The sequence below is a fragment of the Streptomyces clavifer genome (genome assembly GCF_036345975.1).
Lineage (GTDB): Bacteria > Actinomycetota > Actinomycetes > Streptomycetales > Streptomycetaceae > Streptomyces > Streptomyces clavifer.
On sequence record NZ_CP107793.1, the window covers coordinates 5,352,302 to 5,370,400 of the forward strand.

15 protein-coding genes are annotated in these 18,099 nt (G+C 70.0%); 5 read left to right on the forward strand and 10 right to left on the reverse strand.

The window, feature by feature from the left end; all coding sequences use genetic code 11:
• Positions 1-8 precede the first annotated feature (8 nt).
• Together OG927_RS23545 and OG927_RS23550 are read left to right on the forward strand one after the other, a co-directional pair.
• Positions 9-1,049, forward strand: coding sequence for an NAD(P)/FAD-dependent oxidoreductase (locus tag OG927_RS23545; protein ID WP_330320733.1), 1,041 nt, complete (start codon positions 9-11; stop codon positions 1,047-1,049).
• Positions 1,046-1,687, forward strand: a complete 642-nt coding sequence (locus tag OG927_RS23550) for a class I SAM-dependent methyltransferase (protein WP_330320734.1) — start codon at positions 1,046-1,048, stop codon at positions 1,685-1,687. The genes OG927_RS23545 and OG927_RS23550 overlap by 4 nt, the downstream gene beginning before the upstream one ends.
• A gap of 69 nt (positions 1,688-1,756) precedes the next feature.
• On the opposite strand, the gene OG927_RS23555 is transcribed toward OG927_RS23550, so the two are convergent.
• Positions 1,757-2,374 (reverse strand): YceI family protein, encoded by a 618-nt coding sequence (locus OG927_RS23555; protein ID WP_330320735.1) that lies wholly within the window; start codon positions 2,372-2,374, stop codon positions 1,757-1,759.
• 254 nt (positions 2,375-2,628) lie between these two features.
• Between OG927_RS23555 and OG927_RS23560 the strand changes: the two genes are divergently transcribed.
• Complete coding sequence (locus OG927_RS23560) at positions 2,629-3,153, forward strand: hypothetical protein (RefSeq protein ID WP_124281088.1); 525 nt, start codon at positions 2,629-2,631, stop codon at positions 3,151-3,153.
• Between the two features lie 68 nt (positions 3,154-3,221).
• Here the strand turns inward: OG927_RS23560 and OG927_RS23565 are convergent, their stop codons facing one another.
• Positions 3,222-4,433: a glycoside hydrolase family 64 protein gene (locus tag OG927_RS23565; RefSeq protein ID WP_330321346.1), complete on the reverse strand. Its 1,212-nt coding sequence runs from the start codon at positions 4,431-4,433 to the stop codon at positions 3,222-3,224.
• 835 nt (positions 4,434-5,268) lie between these two features.
• Between OG927_RS23565 and OG927_RS23570 the strand changes: the two genes are divergently transcribed.
• A complete protein-coding gene (locus tag OG927_RS23570; protein ID WP_056794690.1) occupies positions 5,269-6,852 on the forward strand; it encodes an acyl-CoA carboxylase subunit beta in 1,584 nt (527 codons plus the stop codon).
• Positions 6,853-6,915: 63 nt separating this feature from the next.
• On the forward strand, positions 6,916-7,119 hold the full coding sequence (locus OG927_RS23575) for an acyl-CoA carboxylase subunit epsilon (protein WP_056794693.1): 204 nt from the start codon (positions 6,916-6,918) through the stop codon (positions 7,117-7,119).
• A gap of 101 nt (positions 7,120-7,220) precedes the next feature.
• Here the strand turns inward: OG927_RS23575 and OG927_RS23580 are convergent, their stop codons facing one another.
• From OG927_RS23580 to OG927_RS23615, 8 genes are all read right to left on the reverse strand, one after another.
• Entirely contained in the window at positions 7,221-7,802 is a 582-nt protein-coding gene (locus OG927_RS23580) for a GTP-binding protein (protein ID WP_330320736.1), read from the reverse strand.
• Positions 7,783-8,430: a DUF742 domain-containing protein gene (locus OG927_RS23585; RefSeq protein ID WP_330320737.1), complete on the reverse strand. Its 648-nt coding sequence runs from the start codon at positions 8,428-8,430 to the stop codon at positions 7,783-7,785. Before OG927_RS23585 ends, OG927_RS23580 begins: the two co-directional genes overlap by 20 nt.
• 89 nt (positions 8,431-8,519) lie before the next feature.
• On the reverse strand, positions 8,520-8,933 hold the full coding sequence (locus OG927_RS23590) for a roadblock/LC7 domain-containing protein (protein WP_037649449.1): 414 nt from the start codon (positions 8,931-8,933) through the stop codon (positions 8,520-8,522).
• A 10-nt stretch (positions 8,934-8,943) separates the two neighbouring features.
• Positions 8,944-12,207: a sensor histidine kinase gene (locus tag OG927_RS23595; protein ID WP_330320738.1), complete on the reverse strand. Its 3,264-nt coding sequence runs from the start codon at positions 12,205-12,207 to the stop codon at positions 8,944-8,946.
• A gap of 349 nt (positions 12,208-12,556) precedes the next feature.
• Positions 12,557-13,138: a GTP-binding protein gene (locus OG927_RS23600; RefSeq protein ID WP_209469676.1), complete on the reverse strand. Its 582-nt coding sequence runs from the start codon at positions 13,136-13,138 to the stop codon at positions 12,557-12,559.
• Positions 13,119-13,526 (reverse strand): DUF742 domain-containing protein, encoded by a 408-nt coding sequence (locus OG927_RS23605; RefSeq protein WP_003966010.1) that lies wholly within the window; start codon positions 13,524-13,526, stop codon positions 13,119-13,121. The genes OG927_RS23600 and OG927_RS23605 overlap by 20 nt, the downstream gene beginning before the upstream one ends.
• A gap of 134 nt (positions 13,527-13,660) precedes the next feature.
• Positions 13,661-14,074 carry a roadblock/LC7 domain-containing protein gene (locus OG927_RS23610; protein ID WP_006127850.1) on the reverse strand — a complete coding sequence of 138 codons (414 nt, stop codon included), beginning with the start codon at positions 14,072-14,074 and terminating at the stop codon, positions 13,661-13,663.
• Between the two features lie 9 nt (positions 14,075-14,083).
• Positions 14,084-17,755, reverse strand: a complete 3,672-nt coding sequence (locus tag OG927_RS23615; RefSeq protein WP_330320739.1) for a sensor histidine kinase — start codon at positions 17,753-17,755, stop codon at positions 14,084-14,086.
• Between the last annotated feature and the right edge of the window lie 344 nt (positions 17,756-18,099).

Below are 18,099 nucleotides of genomic sequence, written 5' to 3' on the forward strand. Positions count from 1 at the left end.
TGTTTCGCATGAGCGACAAGAACCAGCGGTACGACGTGGTGGTGGTGGGCGGCGGTGCCGCCGGTCTGAGTGGGGCCCTGACACTGTCCCGGGCGCGGCGTTCCGTGCTCGTGATCGACGCGGGCAGCCCGCGCAACGCGCCCGCGGGCCATGTGCACAACTACCTGGGCCGCGAGGGCACCCCGCCCGCGGAGCTGCTGGCCATCGGCCGGGCCGAGGCGGCGGACTACGGCGCCGAGATCGTCCGGGGCAACGTGGTCTCGGCCGAGAAACTTCCCGACGGCTTCCGTGTCGTGCGGGAGGACGGAAGCACCGTCCACGCCCGCCGCCTGCTCGTCACCACCGGGATCGTCGACGAGCTGCCGGCCGTGGAGGGCCTGGCCGAGCGCTGGGGCAAGGAGGTGCTGCACTGCCCGTACTGCCACGGGTGGGAGGTGCGGGACCGGGCCATCGGCATTCTGGCGGTCAGCCCCATGGCCCTGCACCACGCCCTGCTCTGGCGGCAGTGGTCCGACGACGTGGTCCTGTTCCGGCACGACCAGCCCGACTTCAGCGACGAGGAGTACGAGCAGCTCGCCGCCCGCGGCATCTCCGTCGTGGACGGCGAGGTTGCCGCGCTGGAGGTGACCGACGACCGGGTCATCGGTGTGCGGCTGACCGGAGGCACGGTGATCCCGCGCGCGGCGCTCGTGGTCCAGCCACGCTTCACCGCCCGCTCGGCGGTCCTGGAGGCCCTTGGCCTGCGGCCCACCGAGATGGAGATCGGCGGCCACGTCGTCGGCACGTACATCGCGGCCGACCCCGCCGGGGCGACCGAGGTGCCCGGCCTGTGGGTGGCCGGTAACGTCGCCAACCTCATGGAGCAGGTCGTCGGAGCGGCGGCCGCCGGGCTGAAGGCGGCTTCGATGATCAACATGGACCTCGTCAACGAGGACACCCGCCGCGCGGTCTACGCCCGCCGCACACCCTTCTCGGCCGAGGCCGAGCGACAGGTCGCCGAGCGTGTGCTCGGAGACCGCCGTCACGGACTTCAGGAGACATCACGATGACCACCGACAGCACCCGCACCGACGCGGAGGTCTGGGACGACCGCTACCGGGAGAGCGACCGGATCTGGAGCGGGAACCCCAACGTCGCCCTCGTGCGTGAAGTGGAGGGCCTGAAGCCGGGACGCGCCCTCGACCTCGGGTGCGGGGAGGGTGCGGACGCGGTCTGGCTCGCCCGGTGGGGCTGGCAGGTCACCGCCACCGACATCTCCCGCGTCGCCCTGGAGCGGGCTGCGGTCCACGCAGCCGAGGCAGATGTCGCGGGGCGGATCGACTGGCAGTGGCACGACCTGGGGGCCTCGTTCCCCGAGGGGGAGTACGACCTGGTCTCCGCCCAGTTCCTGCACTCCATGGTTGATCTGCCGCGCGAGGAGATCCTGCGCAGGGCCGCCGCGGCCGTCGCGCCCGGTGGTGTCCTCCTGGTCGTCGGACACTCCGGCTTCCCCGCGTGGGAGGAGAATCCGCATCCCGAGGTGGTGTTCCCGACCCCGGACGAGGTCCTGGCCTCCCTCGAGCTCCCCGAGGCGGAGTGGGAGGTGCTGCTCAGCGAGGAGCACCAGCGGACCCAGAACGACCCCGAGGGCCGCCCCACCACCCGCACCGACAACACGCTGAAGATCCGCCGCACGGCAGGCCCGTGACGACGAGCGCCCGCCCCGCTCCCCGATCGGGAGTGGCGGCGGGCGCGCTCGGTCCGGGCGCTGCGGGGGTCAGGCCTGCGGGGCGGCCTTGATCGCGGAGATGTCGAAGGTCAGCTTCACCTTGTCGCTGACCATCACGCCGCCGGTCTCCAGCGCCGCGTTCCAGGTCAGGCCCCAGTCGGAGCGCAGGATGTCGGCGCTGCCCTCGAAGCCGACACGCTCGGCGCCGTACACGTCGGTGGCGGAGCCGTTGAACTCCAGGTCGATGGAGAGCGGACGGGTGACGTCCTTGATGGTGAGGTCGCCGGTGACGCGGTACGTGTCGCCGCCCAGCTGCTCGGCCCGGGTGGAGCGGAAGGTCATGAGGGGGAACTTCTCGGCGTCGAAGAAGTCGCCGCTGACCAGGTGGCCGTCACGGTCGGCGATCCCGGTGTCGACGCTGGCGATCCTGACGTCGATGGACGCGGAGGAGTTGGCCGGGTCGGCGCCGTCCAGCTTCAGGGTGCCCTCGTGCTCGCCGAAGGAGCCGCGGACGTTGGTGACCATGGCGTGGCGCACGGTGAAACCGATGCTGCTGTGGGCCGGGTCGATCGAGTAGTCGCCGGTCAGGGCCGCCAGCGCCGGGTCCACCACGAGGGTGGCGGTGGTGGACGGGGCGACGTTGTTCTTGCGGTTGAACAGAGCCATGGCTCCTCCTCGGGGGACGTGTGAAACGAGTGGCCGTCGAAGTTCTTGTTTAACCTTCAACGAGATTTACTGTAGCGGCATCTTGTTCAAAGTTCAACATCTAGGTCGGGTGGGCGGTCCGGGTGCCAGGACGTTCGCCGAACGGTCACGGGCGCCCCTCTGGCGGACGCGCGTAGAACCCGGCAGGATCTCCCTGCTCGACCCGCACGGCGCAGCGCGTCCCCCAATTTGTCATGAGCAGGAGGAATCCCCCCATGCTGACCCGTCCGAGACTCCGCTCGGCCCTGACCGCACTCGTCCTCGTCCTCGGCGCACTCTTCGTGCCCGGCGTCGGCGCCCTCGGCGGCGGCGCGACCGAGGCCCACGCCGTCACCAAGCTCACCCACTCCCAGGCCACGTCCCGCTTCACCTCGTCCGGGGTCACCTGGTCGTCGTCCGGCGGCTGCTCCGACCGGAACGTCTCCACCTGCACGTCCTTCGACCAGCTCAACCTGACCAGCGCCCAGGGAGCCCAGACGCTGAAGAGCGCCACGGGCTGCGCGCTCAACATCACCGGCGGCACCGAGACCGGCCACGCGGGTGGTACGTACTCGCACTGGAACGGCTACAAGCTCGACTTCGGCAAGAGCACCTGTCTGACCAACTACGTGAAGGGTGTGTTCACCTACATCGGTGTGCGCGGCGACGGCGCCCCCCAGTACCGGTCCGGCTCCGGCAACGTCTACGCGGACGAGGGCAACCACTGGGACGTCACGTACTACAACTGCGGCGGCTGCTGACTCCCGCACGCACGAGGTGCCCCCGTCCGGCGGGACGGGGGCACCAGGCGTGCGGGGGACGGTCCGCGTCAGGAGCCGACGCTCACCGTGAAGCGCCGCGGGTTGCCGTCGTGCGCGGCGCCGGAGACGTCCGGCTGCCCGTCCGGACGCACGTCGTCGTACGGGAAGGCGTACCCGATCGGCGAGTTGGCGTGGACGACGCGCGACCAGTGGTTGGTCACCGCGCCCGTGTAGTAGTCCGCCACCGTCGTGCCGTCGGGCTGCTGGGGGTGGCTGAGCATGATCGACCGGTTGAAGCCCGCCGCGATCCTGGCCAGGAGTGCCTTCTTGTCGTCCGAGTCACCCGGGTTGTTGGTGAACGGCCCGTGGTTGCAGGTGAAGACGTCCTTCGAGGTCGGCCTGGTGAACGTGTGCCCGCCCTCGAAGGTCAGCGTGTCACCGCTGACCCGTCCCGCCAGGGTGCCCCGGCCGCCCTGGAGATCGATCCGCAGATCCGTGGAGCGGTACTTCTCCCATACCGCGTCGATCTGCGCCGTGAACAGGTCGCGGAACGGCATCTCGTCCGGCCGGTCGAAGAACGGTGCCATCAGGTTCTGCGGTGAGACCACCCGCAGGACCTCGCCGTCCGAGCCGCGGGTCACCAGCTTGTCCCACGGCTGCCCGTCGGCGGCGGCCTGTGCTGTGAGGTCGTCGGCGATGCGCTGCACCGCGCCGTCCGGCAGCGGCGCCACGGTGTGCGTGGTGTCGCCCTCCAGGGTCAGCCCGATCGGCAGCGCGGTCACGAGGTCGACGTAGCTGATGTTCGCGTAGATCTGCTGCGGGTTGAAGGTGAACTCGCAGAACGACCAGGTCCGCCCGTAGTTCGGGTCGGTGGGCGTCGCGAAGGCCGGCTCGACCAGCGACGGCCCCGGGTTGAGGTAGAAGTCCAGCTTGTCGTCGCGTACGAAGTAGACCCGCGCCCCGTACATCTGGGGCAGTGTCAGCACGACCGGGCCCGCCCCGGCCGCCTTCAGCGGGATGGCGCAGTCCACCGGTAGCGGGGTCTGCGGGGCGCCGGGCGAGTCCGGGCGGTAGACGCCGCCGTCGGGCCGCAACAGCACCCAGCGGTCGGTGCCCTGCTCGTGGCCGGTGACGTACGCGTGCACCGTGCCCGGCAACGACCGGTTCTCCAGGGCCAGTTCGCAGGTGGCCGGCGCTGCTGAGGCGCGCGGGCTCAGGGCGCTGCCCCAGAGCGGATAGCTGAGCGCGGTCGCGGAGGCGGCGGCGCCGGTCAGAAACATTCTGCGCGAGATCACGAAGGGACTCCTGAGGTGTGGGGGGCCGCAGACGGAGTCATGGGGGGTGGCGTGGGGAGGTGGAGCGGTGGGGGGTGTCTGCGGTGCGCACCACTCTCGTCATGCCCACCGCAAGCGTCAAGACTTAGGGCTGAGAGCGCTCTCACGGGCTGAACTTCTTCACAACTCGACGTCGCCGCCGAGGCGATGGCGACCCTGGGCCGCCCGCCGTACGCGCGCGGTGCACGGGAACCGAACACGGCAGCGACGCGTGTCGACCCGACCCGGTGCGGCGCGCGGCGGTCGTCGCACCGGCGGGGCCCGGGGCCGTGGGCCCTTCGACCCGGTGTCCGGATCCGGGGCCGCTCGGCGCCCCGGCCGCCCGGAGGCCGGGGTCGCCGGCTCGGTCGCGGTCCCCTCGTCCTGCGGGGGTCGAGGCTCCCCGGTGCAGCCGCCGATCCGCCGCGGTCACCGGCGCGGCGGGGGAGCTCGCCGCCGGGTGCCTTTCGTGCCTTCACCGCGTCTGCGCAGTCGACCCGGTGCCGTCCGTGTGGACCGCCCGGCACCGCCCCCGCGCCCGGGCGCCGGGCCGCTGCCGCCCTCTGCCATTCTGGTGTGCGAGGGCACCCCTACCGGTGCTTCCACGGCGTGGCGCGCGGACCGCTGTGTGTGCTCCACGGCACAGACCCCCTTTGTCGGGGCCCTACAAAGGAAGTGCCCCATGAGCTGGCAGATGGGTTGCACGACCCCAGCCTTCTGTCAGGTGCCACCAGGAAACGAGGCAGGAGACTGTTCGGAATCGACGGCAGGGTTTCCTCGGTCGGGTTCGTAGGGTCGATGCATGACCGTTGTGGACGAAATCCCGGGCGAGCCGAGCGACACGCGTGGCCGCGTGGCGGAACTGCTGGCGCTTCGCGAGCAGGCACGGCGCGGACCGAGCGACCGGGCGACCGAGGCACAGCACGCCAAGGGCAAGCTGACCGCCCGGGAGCGCATCGAGCTGCTCCTCGACCCCGGCACGTTCAAGGAGGTCGAGCAGCTGCGCCGGCACCGGGCGACCGGGTTCGGCCTGGAGACCAAGAAGCCGTACACCGACGGTGTCATCACCGGCTGGGGCACGGTCGAGGGCCGCACGGTCTTCGTCTACGCGCACGACTTCCGGATCTTCGGCGGCGCGCTGGGCGAGGCCCACGCCACCAAGATCCACAAGATCATGGACATGGCCATCTCGGCCGGAGCCCCGCTGGTCTCGCTGAACGACGGCGCCGGCGCCCGCATCCAGGAGGGTGTGAGCGCGCTCGCCGGATACGGCGGGATCTTCCAGCGCAACACCCGTGCCTCCGGTGTCATCCCGCAGATCTCGGTGATGCTCGGCCCGTGTGCGGGCGGCGCGGCCTACAGCCCCGCCCTCACCGACTTCGTGTTCATGGTCCGTGAGACCTCGCAGATGTTCATCACCGGACCGGACGTCGTCAAGGCGGTCACCGGCGAGGAGATCACGCAGAACGGCCTCGGCGGCGCCGACGTGCACGCCGAGACCTCGGGCGTCGCGCACTTCGCGTACGACGACGAGGAGACCTGCATCGCCGAGGTCCGCTACCTGATCGGGATGCTGCCGTCCAACAACCGGGAGAACCCGCCCGTCGTACCCAGCGACGACCCGGCCGACCGGCGCGGCGACGTGCTGCTCGACCTGGTCCCGGCCGACGGCAACCGCCCCTACGACATGCACAAGGTCATCGAGGAGCTCGTCGACGACGGCGACTTCCTGGAGATCCACGAGCGCTGGGCCCGCAACATCATCTGCGCCCTGGCCCGGCTCGACGGCCAGGTCGTCGGCATCGTGGCCAATCAGCCGCAGGCGCTGGCCGGTGTCCTGGACATCGAGGCGTCCGAGAAGGCCGCGCGATTCGTCCAGATGTGTGATGCCTTCAACATTCCGATCGTCACTCTCCTGGACGTACCCGGCTTCCTTCCCGGCGTCGATCAGGAGCACGGTGGAATCATCCGCCACGGTGCGAAGCTCCTGTACGCGTACTGCAACGCCACCGTGCCGAGGATCTCGCTGATCCTGCGCAAGGCATACGGAGGCGCTTACATCGTCATGGACAGCCAGTCCATCGGGGCCGACCTCACCTACGCGTGGCCCACCAACGAGATCGCGGTGATGGGCGCCGAAGGTGCCGCCAACGTCATCTTCCGCCGTCAGATCGCGGACGCCGAGGACCCGGAAGCCATGCGGGCCCGCATGGTCAAGGAGTACAAGGCCGAGCTGATGCACCCCTACTACGCCGCGGAGCGCGGCCTGGTCGACGACGTCATCGACCCCGCCGAGACGCGCGAGGTGCTGATCGCCTCCCTCGCGATGCTCCGCAACAAGCACGCCGACCTGCCGTCCCGCAAGCACGGCAACCCGCCGCAGTAGTCGCAGCCGCCGCGGCGACCCCGCCCGCGTCCACGACCCCACTGCCCAGAAGACGGAGACACCATGACCGCCACTTCCGCCGAGTCCGTCCTGCGCGTCGAGAAGGGCCAGGCCGGCCCCGAGGAGCTCGCGGCCATCACCGCGGTCCTGCTCGCCCGCGCCGCCGCCCAGCCCGACGCCCCTGCCCACCGAGGCCGTGACACCGCCGGGTGGCGCCGACTGGAGCGCACCCCCGGCTTCCGTGCCCCGCACAGCTGGCAGGGCTGAGAGCGGCCTTCCCGGGCCGTTTCCGGGTCCGCCCGGCGCCCGCGGTATGACGAAGGCCCCGTACTCCTCAGGAGTACGGGGCCTTCGTCATACCGCCGCCGTCAGCGCAGGCGGGCCATCAGGGCGTGCTCGACGAGCGTGATGAGCGCGCTCTTGGCGTCCGTGCGGTGACGGGCGTCCGTCACCAGTATGGGCGTGTCCGGTCCGATCTGCAGGGCCTCGCGCACCTCGTCCGGGGTGTAGGGCTGGTACCCGTCGAAGCCGTTGAGGGCGATGACGAAGGGGAGGCCGCTGTTCTCGAAGTAGTCGACCGCGGGGAAGCAGTCGGCGAGGCGGCGGGTGTCGACGAGGACGACGGCGCCGATGGCGCCGCGGACCAGGTCGTCCCACATGAACCAGAAGCGGTCCTGTCCGGGGGTCCCGAACAGGTACAGGATCAGGTCCTGGTCCAGGGTGATGCGTCCGAAGTCCATGGCCACCGTGGTGGTGGTCTTGTCCCCGGTGTGGGTCAGGTCGTCGATGCCCGCGGACGCGGACGTCATCACGGCTTCGGTGCGCAGCGGGTTGATCTCCGAAACGGCACCGACAAACGTGGTCTTACCCACGCCGAAGCCCCCTGCCACCACGATCTTCGCCGAGGTAGTGGAGCGGGCTGCTCCGCCGCTAGAGCTTGCGAAGTCCACTGAGCACCCTTTCGAGCAGTGTCACATCTGGTTGGCCGCCGGCGGTCTCGTCGCCGCCGGGCTGATGGATAGCGACGAGTCCGGCCTCGGCCAGGTCGGCGACGAGGATCCGGGCAACGCCGAGAGGGATCGAGAGAAGGGCCGAAATCTCGGCCACCGACTTGATCTCGATGCAGAGCCGGCAGATCCGCTGGTGCTCGGGCAACTGCCCTTGCAGCCGGGACGGATCCGCCGTGGTGCTGACCAGTGCCTCGATGGCGAGCTGGTACCGGGGCCGGGTCCGGCCACCGGTCATGGCGTACGGACGGACCAGCGGGTTGTGCGCCTCCGGCGCCGACGGCTCGGGAGCCTGACGCTGGACCGGCTGGATGCGCGACGACGGGTCGTCGTACCGCTGGGGCTGCTGCTGCGGCCACCCTGACCGCTGCGGCTGCGGCTGCGGCTGCTGCTGCGGCTGCTGCTGCCACCCGCCCTGGGAGTCCTGCTGCTGGTACGGCCGGTATGGCTGGTAAGGCTCGTTCGAACCCTGTCTGCCGGGCACGGAGGGGGTGTCGAAACGGTGGCCACCCTGCTCACCCGGAACCCGCTGACCACCCTCGTACGGGTGTCCACCTGTGGGTGCTGTCACGTTTCCTCCTCCGACTGCCTGTCGCCATTCCAGTGGTGCCGCGCCACCGCACCTTATGGCGCGGTGACGAGAAACGCACTGTCTGTCTATTAGTTAAGAAGACTTCCCTGGAGTTCGGCGCGGAGGTCCGGCGTGAGGACACTTCCTGCACGGTCCACGAGAAGTGCCATTTCATACCCAACCAGGCCGATATCGGCCTCCGGGTGGGCGAGCACGGCGAGTGAGGATCCGTCGGAGATGGACATGAGGAAGAGGAATCCTCGCTCCATCTCCACAACGGTCTGATTCACGGCGCCGCCCTCGAAGATCCGGGAGGCGCCCGCCGTCAGCGACGTCAGACCGGAGGCGACGGCCGCCAGCTGATCGGCGCGGTCGCGCGGGAAGCCTTCGGACATCGCCAGCAGGAGTCCGTCGGCGGAGACCACCACCGTGTGCGACACCCCTGGGGTGTTGTCCACGAAGTTGGTGATCAACCAGTTGAGATTCTGCGCCGCCTGGCTCATCGGGCTCACACTAACGCTCCTGGTTGTAGGTAGTACTTGTGTCCGACCCCGCGGTACGTCCCCGCAGTACGCCGCGGCGCAGGTTGCTCAACCTGCCCCGGATGTCCTCGGGTGCGCGGGAGACCTGTGGGCCGCCCTGCTGGGTCTGCTCCGCAGTGCCCTCGACCAGATTGGCCTTGGGCACGCGCCGGGGGAGCCCGGACGGGGTGATGCCGCCCGCCTTCGGCTCCCGGAGCTTCTCGGCACGCTCCCAGCGCTCGTCGTTGGCCGAGCGCCAGTCGTCGGTGCCGTCCCCGTTCGCCTGCTCTTCGTGCCGCTGTTCCTGCTGGGGGCGCTGCCGCTGCTCCGGCGGGGCGGGCTGATCGTTGCCCCGGCCGGTGGGCTGCCAGTGCTGCTGCCCGGCACCCCGGCGCGGGAGACCCGCGTCGGTCAGTTCGTGGCCGTCCTTCGGGGCCGGACCCGACGGGTCGAAGCCTACGGGCTCCGGCGCCTCTTCGGGAGTGCTCGGCGCCGATTCCGCTTGCGGCTGCCCGAGGGGGTCGTACCCGCCCTGATACGTGCCCTGATCCGTCCACTCGCCCTGGTCGGGCTGCTCGGAGCCGGGTGTGAACGGATCGGCGTACTGCTCCTGCTGGGCCTCCGGGGCGGCGTACGCGGATTCCGTATAGCCGTTCTGCTGGGGCTGCTGGGGCTGCTGCTGGTAACCGCCGTCGGGGGCGTACTGGTCGTAGCCGCCGTCGTAGCCCGGCTGCGCGTAGCCCTGCTGCTGCTCCTGCGCGTACGGCTGCTCCTGCGCGTACGGCTGCTCCTGCGCGTACGGCTGCTCCTGCGCGTACGGCTGCTCGGGGGCGTACGGCTGCCCGCCGTAGGTCTCCTGGGCGAACTGCTGCTGCGCGGCCGGATCCTGGAACGCCGGACGCTCGCCGCCCGTCTGCGCCTCCAGTGCGGCCCGCCGCTCCTCACGCATCAGCGAGCGGTTGACCGGGTCCAGCCGAGGCGAGTCCGCCGCAGGGGTGTCGTAGCGCGAGTCGTCGAAGCCGAGCTCCGCCGCCGTGCGCATGGGGAGCTGCTGCTGCGGCATCGGTTCGAACGCCTGCGGCTGCGGCTGCTGCTGCTCGGCCATGATCGAGGAGACGGTGAAGTCGCTCTGCGGAGTGGACTCGCCACCGCCACCGTGGGTGATGGGGTCCGGCAGCATGACCAGCGAGGTGGTCCCCGCCTGCTCGCCCGAGGGGCGCAGCTGGACGCGGATGCCGTGCCGGTCGGCCAGCCGGCCGACCACGAACAGGCCCATGCGCTGGGACACCGCGGCGTCCACGGTCGGCGGGTTGGCCAGCTTGTGGTTGATGTCCGCGAAGTCCTCGGCGGTGAGGCCGATTCCCTTGTCGTGGATCTCGACCATGACACGGCCGTCGGGCAGCCGGGTCGCGGTCACCCGCACCTTGGTCTGGGGGGAGGAGAACGTGGTGGCGTTCTCCAGCAGCTCGGCCAGCAGGTGCACGAGGTCGGTCACGGCCTGGCCGTGGATCTCGCTCTCCGGTACACCGGTGAGCTCGATGCGCTCGTAGGACTCCACCTCGGAGGAGGCGGCGCGCAGCACGTCGACGAGCGGCACCGGCTGGTTCCAGCGGCGGCCGGGCTCCTCGCCCGCGAGGACGAGGAGGTTCTCGCCGTTGCGGCGCATACGGGTGGCCAGGTGGTCCAGCTTGAAGAGGCTGTCGAGCTGGTCCGGGTCGGCCTCGTTGTTCTCCAGGTCGGTGATGAGGGTCAGCTGGCCCTCGATGAGCGACTGGTTGCGGCGCGACAGGTTGGTGAAGATCGCGTTGACGTTGCCCCGCAGCATGGCCTGCTCGGCAGCGAGCCGGACCGCCTCGCGGTGTACCTGGTCGAAGGCGCGGGCGACCTCGCCGATCTCGTCCTGGGTGTTGATCGGGATCGGCTGCACCCGGGTGTCCACCCGGCCGGGCTCGGTCCGCGACAACTGGTCGACGAGCATCGGCAGGCGCTGCTCGGCGATGCCGAACGCGGCGGTGCGCAGCTGCCGCATCGAGCGGCTCATCTGGCGGGCCATCAGACCGGCGATGATGAAGGCGGCCAGCAGCGCGATGATCACGATCGCGGCGTTGATGATCGCGTCGTTCCTGGCGCTGGAGGAGATCTCAGCGGCCTCGGTCACCGCCTTGTCGACGAGCTCGTCCTCGACCGTGGTGTAGCCGTCGAACTTCGCCGTGGCAGCGGCCATCCAGGTCTCGGGGGTGATCCCCTTGGCCTTCAGCTGCTCGGGGCTCTTGCCCAGACCGATCTGCTGGGCCATGCCGTCGAAGACCGAACCGTCGATGCTCGGCGGCATCACGAACGGCTCGCCGGTCGCCTCGGCCCGGGTCCTGGCCTCCTTGAGCTGCGTGGCACCCTCGGCGGCCTTGCCGGCCATGACTTCCTTGAGCCGGGCCGCGTCGGCCTCCGTACCACCGGAGACGAACTCGCCGAGGGCGATCTGCTCCAGGTAGTTGTACGAGCCGAACGCCTTGACCTGGTCGTTGAACTTGCCCTGCTCCTGGCTCGGGCGCACCAGAAGGTGCATGCCGATCGAGCGCTGGAGCGATTCTGCGGCCTTGGCCAGCTCGATCGCGTAGACGGTCCGGCCGTAACTGGTGATGTTGCCCGTACCCAGGCCGAGCTCGTTGGAGAACTCCATCAGCGAGTGCTGGACCTTGGTGTAGCCCTCTTCCGTCTTCACCGGGTCCATCGCCTCGGCGTAGGCGGCCTTGCGCAGTTCGGGGAGCAGCGGCTCCTCCACCTTGAACAGCTTGAGGCGGCGCTTTAGGCCCTGCTTCTCCGGCATGTTCTGCACGGCGGCGTCGAACTGCTCCGCGGTCTCGTCCGTCTTCGCGCGCACCTGCTCCACCTCGGCGGCGGTGCGTTCGTTGGACAGCAGCGGCTGGGCGGTGAGGTCACGCTCGTTCAGCAGCGCCTGTCCGTACGCGGAGGCGGCTCGCACGACCTGCGCCGTCTTCTCCGCGTCCTGGGCCTCGTTCCAGGTGTCGATCGACCCCTTCACCTGGAAGCCGCCCATGACCAGGCCGACCAGGGCGGGTATCAGGAGGATCGCGTTCAGCCGGGTGGGCACCCGCCAGTTGCGCGGGGCCAGCCGGCTGGTGCTGCCACCTGCCGGCTCCGGCAGGGACGTGTCCGCAGGCGACGCGTCAGCGCGCGGCGGCGGGGTGAAGTTTCCCCGCTCCGACTGCGCCGCGGAGCCCTCGTTGCTTCGCCTCACTCGACCAACAACCTCTCGGCGTCGGCACCAACGTTGTGCCGGATTATTCGTTCAGGGCCGTACTGCTCAGTAGTTCGAGGCATTGCAGCATGCGGACGGGCCGCCTTCCAAACAGTCGGAATATTTGATTCCGGGTGGCCCATGTCTCGCATAAAACGGGCATAAAGAGCGAGCCCCGTCAAAAGGCGGGGCTCAGGTGAGCGCAGTGGTACTGATCGGATGCGTCGGGTGGCGTTGTGGTTCCGATTCTCTGTCGAAATGTTATGAACACGGGGGCGGATCGTGTCATAGGACACAGTCCGCCCCCGCTCGACTACAACAACTTCCGTAGATCAATCCCGAATTGCGGTCACTTGAGCCGGGCCATCAGTGCGTGCTCCACGAGCGTGATCAGACCGCTCTTGGCGTCGGCGCGGTGACGGGCGTCCGTCGTGATGATCGGTGCGTCCGGTCCGATCTGCAAGGCCTCGCGCACCTCCTCGGGGGTGTAGGGCTGGTGTCCGTCGAAGCCGTTGAGGGCGATGACGAAGGGGAGGCCGCTGTTCTCGAAGTAGTCGACCGCGGGGAAGCAGTCGGCGAGGCGGCGGGTGTCGACGAGGACGACGGCGCCGATGGCGCCGCGGACCAGGTCGTCCCACATGAACCAGAAGCGGTCCTGTCCGGGGGTTCCGAACAGGTACAGGATCAGGTCCTGGTCCAGGGTGATGCGTCCGAAGTCCATGGCCACCGTGGTGGTGGTCTTGTCCCCGGTGTGGGTCAGGTCGTCGATGCCCGCGGACGCGGACGTCATCACGGCTTCGGTGCGCAGCGGGTTGATCTCCGAAACGGCACCGACGAACGTGGTCTTACCCACGCCGAAGCCGCCCGCCACGACGATCTTCGCCGAAGTGGTAGCGCGGCCCGTGCCGCCACTAGAGCTTGCGAAGTCCACTGAGCACCCTTTCGAGCAGTGTCACATCCGGCGCGCCGCCGGCCTCTCCATTGCCCGGCTGGTGGATGGCCACCATGCCGGCTTCCGCCAGGTCCGCAACGAGGATCCTGGCCACGCCCAAGGGCATGGACAGCAGGGCCGAGACCTCGGCCACCGACTTGACCTCGCGGCAGAGGTGGCAGATCCGCTGATGCTCCGGGAGCAGGGTCCCGAGGTGAGCGGGGTCCGCTGTTGTGCTGACCAGCGCCTCTATCGCGAGCTGGTAGCGGGGCCGTGTCCGGCCGCCGGTCATTGCGTAGGGACGGACCAGCGGCTGGTCGCCTTCACCGTCGTACGACGCGTGGTGCAGTGCGCCGTACGGATCAGGTGAGGCGGGTGGCGGGGTCATGAATCCTCCGGGCGTGACAGCAGGGTGTCGCCTTGCCGTCGAAAGGGGCCGGTGAGGGGGCTGGGGCGGCCGGACGGGTGAGGGTTTTGAGTAGTACCTGGGGGGATCGTGTCAGCTGTCTGCTGCATGGCCGCCTAGTGGAGCAGACTGCCTTGTAGTTCAGCGCGGAGGTCGGGGGTGAGGACGGTCCCCGCGCGGTCGACGAGGAGTGCCATCTCGTATCCGACCAGACCGATGTCGGCGTCCGGATGGGCGAGGACGGCGAGGGACGATCCGTCGGAGATGGACATGAGGAAGAGGAATCCTCGCTCCATCTCCACAACGGTCTGGCTCACGGCGCCGCCTTCGAAGATCCGGGAGGCGCCCGCCGTCAGCGACGTCAGACCGGAGGCGACGGCCGCCAGCTGATCGGCGCGGTCGCGCGGGAAACCTTCGGACATCGCCAGCAGCAGGCCATCCGCGGAGACCACCACCGTGTGCGACACCCCTGGGGTGTTGTCCACGAAATTGGTGATCAGCCAGTTCAGATTCTGCGCGGCCTGACTCATGGGGCTCAACTAACGCTCCTGCTGGTGAGTGGGGCCGAGATGGATACTGCCGGTAGACGGACCGTTGTTGGCCTGTCGTCCCTGCTGGATGCCCCGGCGGAGATTGGTCAGACGGCCGCGTACGTCATCGGGCGCACGCGAGACCTGGGGTCCGGACTGATGATTCTGCTGCTGAGCAGTGCCCGGCACCAAATTGGCACGTGGAACACGGCGGGGAAGTCCGGACGTTGTGATCCCGCCCGCTGCGGGCTTCTTGACGCGCTCCGCCTGCCGGACGAGTTCGTCGTTCGGCGAAGTGCGCCAGGAACTGGTGGGGGCGGTGTCGGCCGCACCACGCCGTGGCATGGGCGGAGCGGGGGTGTCCGCCGCCTCCGGAGCGGCCGGTGCCTGCGGCTGCTCGGCAGCGGGCGGCTGGCCGCCCTGCTGCACGCCGTGGAACCAGTTCGTCTCCAGCGTGTCGTACAGCGGCGTACGCCCGTCCCCCGGACCGGCCGGCGGCAGGGCCTCGTGCTGCTGCGGCAGCGCAGGGCGCTGCTGCAGCTCTCCGCCGGCCGGAGCCGGCGGGAGAGGTGCGCCGAAGTCGGCGTTGTCGCGCTGACGGGGTGCGGGCATCTGCTGGTACTGCGGAGGCTGGGCTCCGTAGCCCTGGTCCTGCGACAGCGGGGCGTCGTAGTCGGGGCGGGCGAACTGGGCGGTGCTCGCCGGGTCCGGCGCCTGCGGTGCCTGCGGCGCGGAGAAGTCCGGCCGGGCGAACTCCGACGTGGCGGCGGGGCCCTGACGGTCGTTCATCGGCGGACGCTGGTGCGGCGCGTCGAAGGGCTGGTGCGGGGCGGAGGTACCCGGGCGGGCGAACCTGCCGGAGTCGGGCTCCTCGTGCCCGCGCGGAGCGTCCAACGGCGTATACGCCGGCGCGGCCTGCTCCTCGACGCCCCAGCTCGTGTTCTGGGGACGCTGCTGCTGAGGGTTGCCGCCGGGCAGCTCGGCCCGCGGCGCCCCGGTGGGCGGCAGCTGGCGGCCGGGCTGCTGGAAGCCGCCCTGGTCGCCCTGTCCGTGCTGGGCCTGCTGCGGCTGCGGAGCCTGCCGTGCGGGCGGACCGCTCTGCTGGCCCGGCTGACCCGGACCGGAGTGGCCGAACAGGTTGGGCCGGTTCGGGTCCGTACCCGCGGAGTCCTGCTGACCGCGTGCGCCCATCCGGGCACCGCCGAAGGCACCGGAGAGTCCGCCGCCCTGACGCGGGCCCTCGGGCCTGCCCTGGCTCGGCAGACCGGGAGCCTGCTGGCCGCCCGGGCCGGGGAATCCGGCGCCCGGCTGCTGGGGCTGACGGGGTCCGCCGTCGCGCGAGGGCAGCGCGGCCCGCGGACCGGAGCCCGCGCCGACCTGCCCGCGCGGCCCGGAACCGGAACCCAGGCCCTTGGCGGGAGCCGCCGGTGAACCGCCGGGACCGGGACGCTGGCCGCCGGGAGCGCCGCCACCGGCGAGGAGTCCGCCGGGAGCGCCGGGCTGCTGGCCCTGCTTGGACGGCGGCTGCTTGCCGCCGTGCGCGACCTCCATGGGCAGCATGACCAGTGCGGTCGTACCACCGGAGTCGGAGGGGCGCAGCTGGATCCGGATGCCGTGACGCAGGGACAGCCGGCCGACCACGAACAGACCCATGCGACGGGAGACCGAGACGTCCACGGTGGGCGGCGAGGCGAGCCGCTCGTTGATCGCGGCCAGGTCCTCGGGGGAGAGGCCGATGCCGGTGTCGTGGATCTCGACGAGCACACGTCCGTCGGGCAGTGCGTGACCGGTGACCCTGACCTTCGTCTGCGGGGAGGAGAACGAGGTGGCGTTCTCCAGCAGCTCGGCGAGGAGGTGCACGAGGTCGTTGACGATCCGGCCGGCCACTTCGGTGGCGGGCACCGCGGCCAGTTCGATGCGCTCGTACTGCTCCACCTCGGAGGCGGCGGCACGGAGCACGTCGACCAGCGGGACGGGACGGGTCCAGCGGCGGCCGGGTTCCTCGCCCGCGAGGACGAGGAGGTTCTCGCCGTTACGGCGCATACGGGTCGCGAGGTGGTCGAGCTTGAAGAGGGAGGACAGCTGGTCCGGGTCGGCCTCGCGCGCCTCCAGTTCGGAGATGAGCGAGAGCTGACGCTGGATGAGGCCCTGGCTGCGGCGCGAGAGGTTGGTGAACATCGCGTTGACGTTGCCTCGCAGCAGCGCCTGCTCGGCGGCCAGTCGGACAGCCTCGCGGTGCACGTCGTCGAAGGCCGCGGCCACCTGGCCGATCTCGTCCCGGGAGTGCACACCGACCGATTCGACGGAGGTGTCGACGTCCTGCGGGTCGGTCTCGGAGAGCTGCCGGACGAGCTCGGGGAGCCGGTCCTGGGCGACCCGCGTCGCGGTGTCCTGCAGCCGTCGCAGCGACCGGATCATGGACCGTGCCACGACGAAGGCGCCGACCAGCGACACACCGAGGACGATGAGGATGACCGCACCGTTGATGAGGGCGTCGCGCTGCGACTCCTCACGCAGTTCGCGGGCCTTGGTCTCCATCTCACCGAGGAGCGAGGCCTCGATGGTCTTCATGGCCTGGATCTTGTTCGAGCTCTGGTCGTACCAGTCCATGTACGTACGGGCGGCGCTGCCCTGCATGCCCAGCGGGCTGTCGAGCACCTTCTTCGCGTACATGTCCGCGGAGGTGATCTCGGGGTTGCCGTTGTCCAGCGAGGCCAGCAGCTCCGTGGCGTCGGCCCCGGTGCTCGCGTAGGTGGCCTCGAACGTCTTGCGCGTCAGGTCTTCCTTGCTGAGCGCGTTGCGTCCGAAGGTCTTGTCGTTCTCGTCGAGGTCCGCCTTGGAGCCGTCGCCCCCCGGCAGGGCCGCGGCGATGATCGCGCGCTGGACCGACGCGTACTCCTTGGAGGCCGAGAAGGCCGCCAGGGCGCGGGTGCGCTTGATCATGTCCGGGTTGCTGGTCGCCTGCGCCATGTCCTGCGAGAGGCTCAGCAGCGAGTTGATCAGCTGGCTGTACCGGTCGACCGTGTTGAGGCTGGGGGCGCCCTCGGCGTACGCGTCCTTGCGGATGCTGATGATCTGGCCGAGCTGGTTGCCGATCTGGCTGACGCTGGTGTGGATGCTGTCCAGCGCTTCGTCGCCCGGCGTGTTGCCGATCTTGTCGGTGGCCTCGAAGAAGGCGTCCTTGGCCCGGTCGGTCCGCTTCCGGGGGTCGGTGACCTTGAAGTCGGTCGCCTTCACGCCGTTCGACAGGGGGCCGGCCGACTTGTCGCGCTCCTCCTGGAGCGCGTTGGCGAGCGCCGTCGCCTGCTTGGTCATCTCGGTGAGGATCTGCATGTGCTCCAACTGGTCCATGTCGTTCATGGACTGGTTGATGCGCATTCCACCCAGGGTGGTCGCCGCGACCACGGGAAGGGCGAGCAGGGAGACGAGGCGCGTGCTGATGCGCCAGTTGCGCAGGGCCAGGCGTGAGCCGGTGCTGTTGGGACCTGCGGCCGTGGAGGGTGTGGGCGTCTCCGCGTCACTGCCGCTCGTCGTGCCCGATCGCTGTGTGCGGTCGCCGCTGTCGCCGGCTGCGGCCGGCCCGGGGTTCTGGGCGCGCTGGGGCGAGGAACCGCGGTCCGTCCCGCCGCGCGGCTCCTGTTCCGCCGGAGCGGTGCCTTCCCTCTTGAAACGTCCCTGCACTAGCGTCGCAACCTCTGGACCAGGCGTCCCCTCCGCGTTGAGCGGGTGGGACGGTGTCGGCGTCGTGGGGCGCTGGACGCGCCCCATGGTGGTCGTGAGTGACCGGCGTACTTCCCCCTCCCGCCGCCACTCGGCGCTGCGTTGCGCCCCTGCGCGCCGGGCCTGAAACCCGCGGCGGTGCGTGGAATTCCAGCACAGAGGAGGATCTCCAACAAGGCCCACGTACCGGGCTGTGACCTGGATGACACGGTGTGATGGATGAGTAACAAGCCGTGGAAGGCGTTCGGGGGCAAAACGTCCGAAGAGGGGCGGTCCTCGGGGGTGCGCCCGGTGTCCCAGACGGC

Bases quoted from the DNA above. Each gene is read 5' to 3' on its own strand.
- OG927_RS23560 (WP_124281088.1), top strand. From the start codon at position 2,629: ATGCTGACCCGTCCGAGACTCCGCTCGGCCCTGACCGCACTCGTCCTC.
- OG927_RS23575 (WP_056794693.1), top strand. From the start codon at position 6,916: ATGACCGCCACTTCCGCCGAGTCCGTCCTGCGCGTCGAGAAGGGCCAG.
- OG927_RS23610 (WP_006127850.1), bottom strand. From the start codon at position 14,074: ATGAGTCAGGCCGCGCAGAATCTGAACTGGCTGATCACCAATTTCGTG.
- OG927_RS23590 (WP_037649449.1), bottom strand. From the start codon at position 8,933: ATGAGCCAGGCGGCGCAGAATCTCAACTGGTTGATCACCAACTTCGTG.
- OG927_RS23550 (WP_330320734.1), top strand. From the start codon at position 1,046: ATGACCACCGACAGCACCCGCACCGACGCGGAGGTCTGGGACGACCGC.
- OG927_RS23565 (WP_330321346.1), bottom strand. From the start codon at position 4,433: ATGTTTCTGACCGGCGCCGCCGCCTCCGCGACCGCGCTCAGCTATCCG.
- OG927_RS23570 (WP_056794690.1), top strand. From the start codon at position 5,269: ATGACCGTTGTGGACGAAATCCCGGGCGAGCCGAGCGACACGCGTGGC.
- OG927_RS23555 (WP_330320735.1), bottom strand. From the start codon at position 2,374: ATGGCTCTGTTCAACCGCAAGAACAACGTCGCCCCGTCCACCACCGCC.
- OG927_RS23545 (WP_330320733.1), top strand. From the start codon at position 9: ATGAGCGACAAGAACCAGCGGTACGACGTGGTGGTGGTGGGCGGCGGT.
- OG927_RS23605 (WP_003966010.1), bottom strand. From the start codon at position 13,526: ATGACCCCGCCACCCGCCTCACCTGATCCGTACGGCGCACTGCACCAC.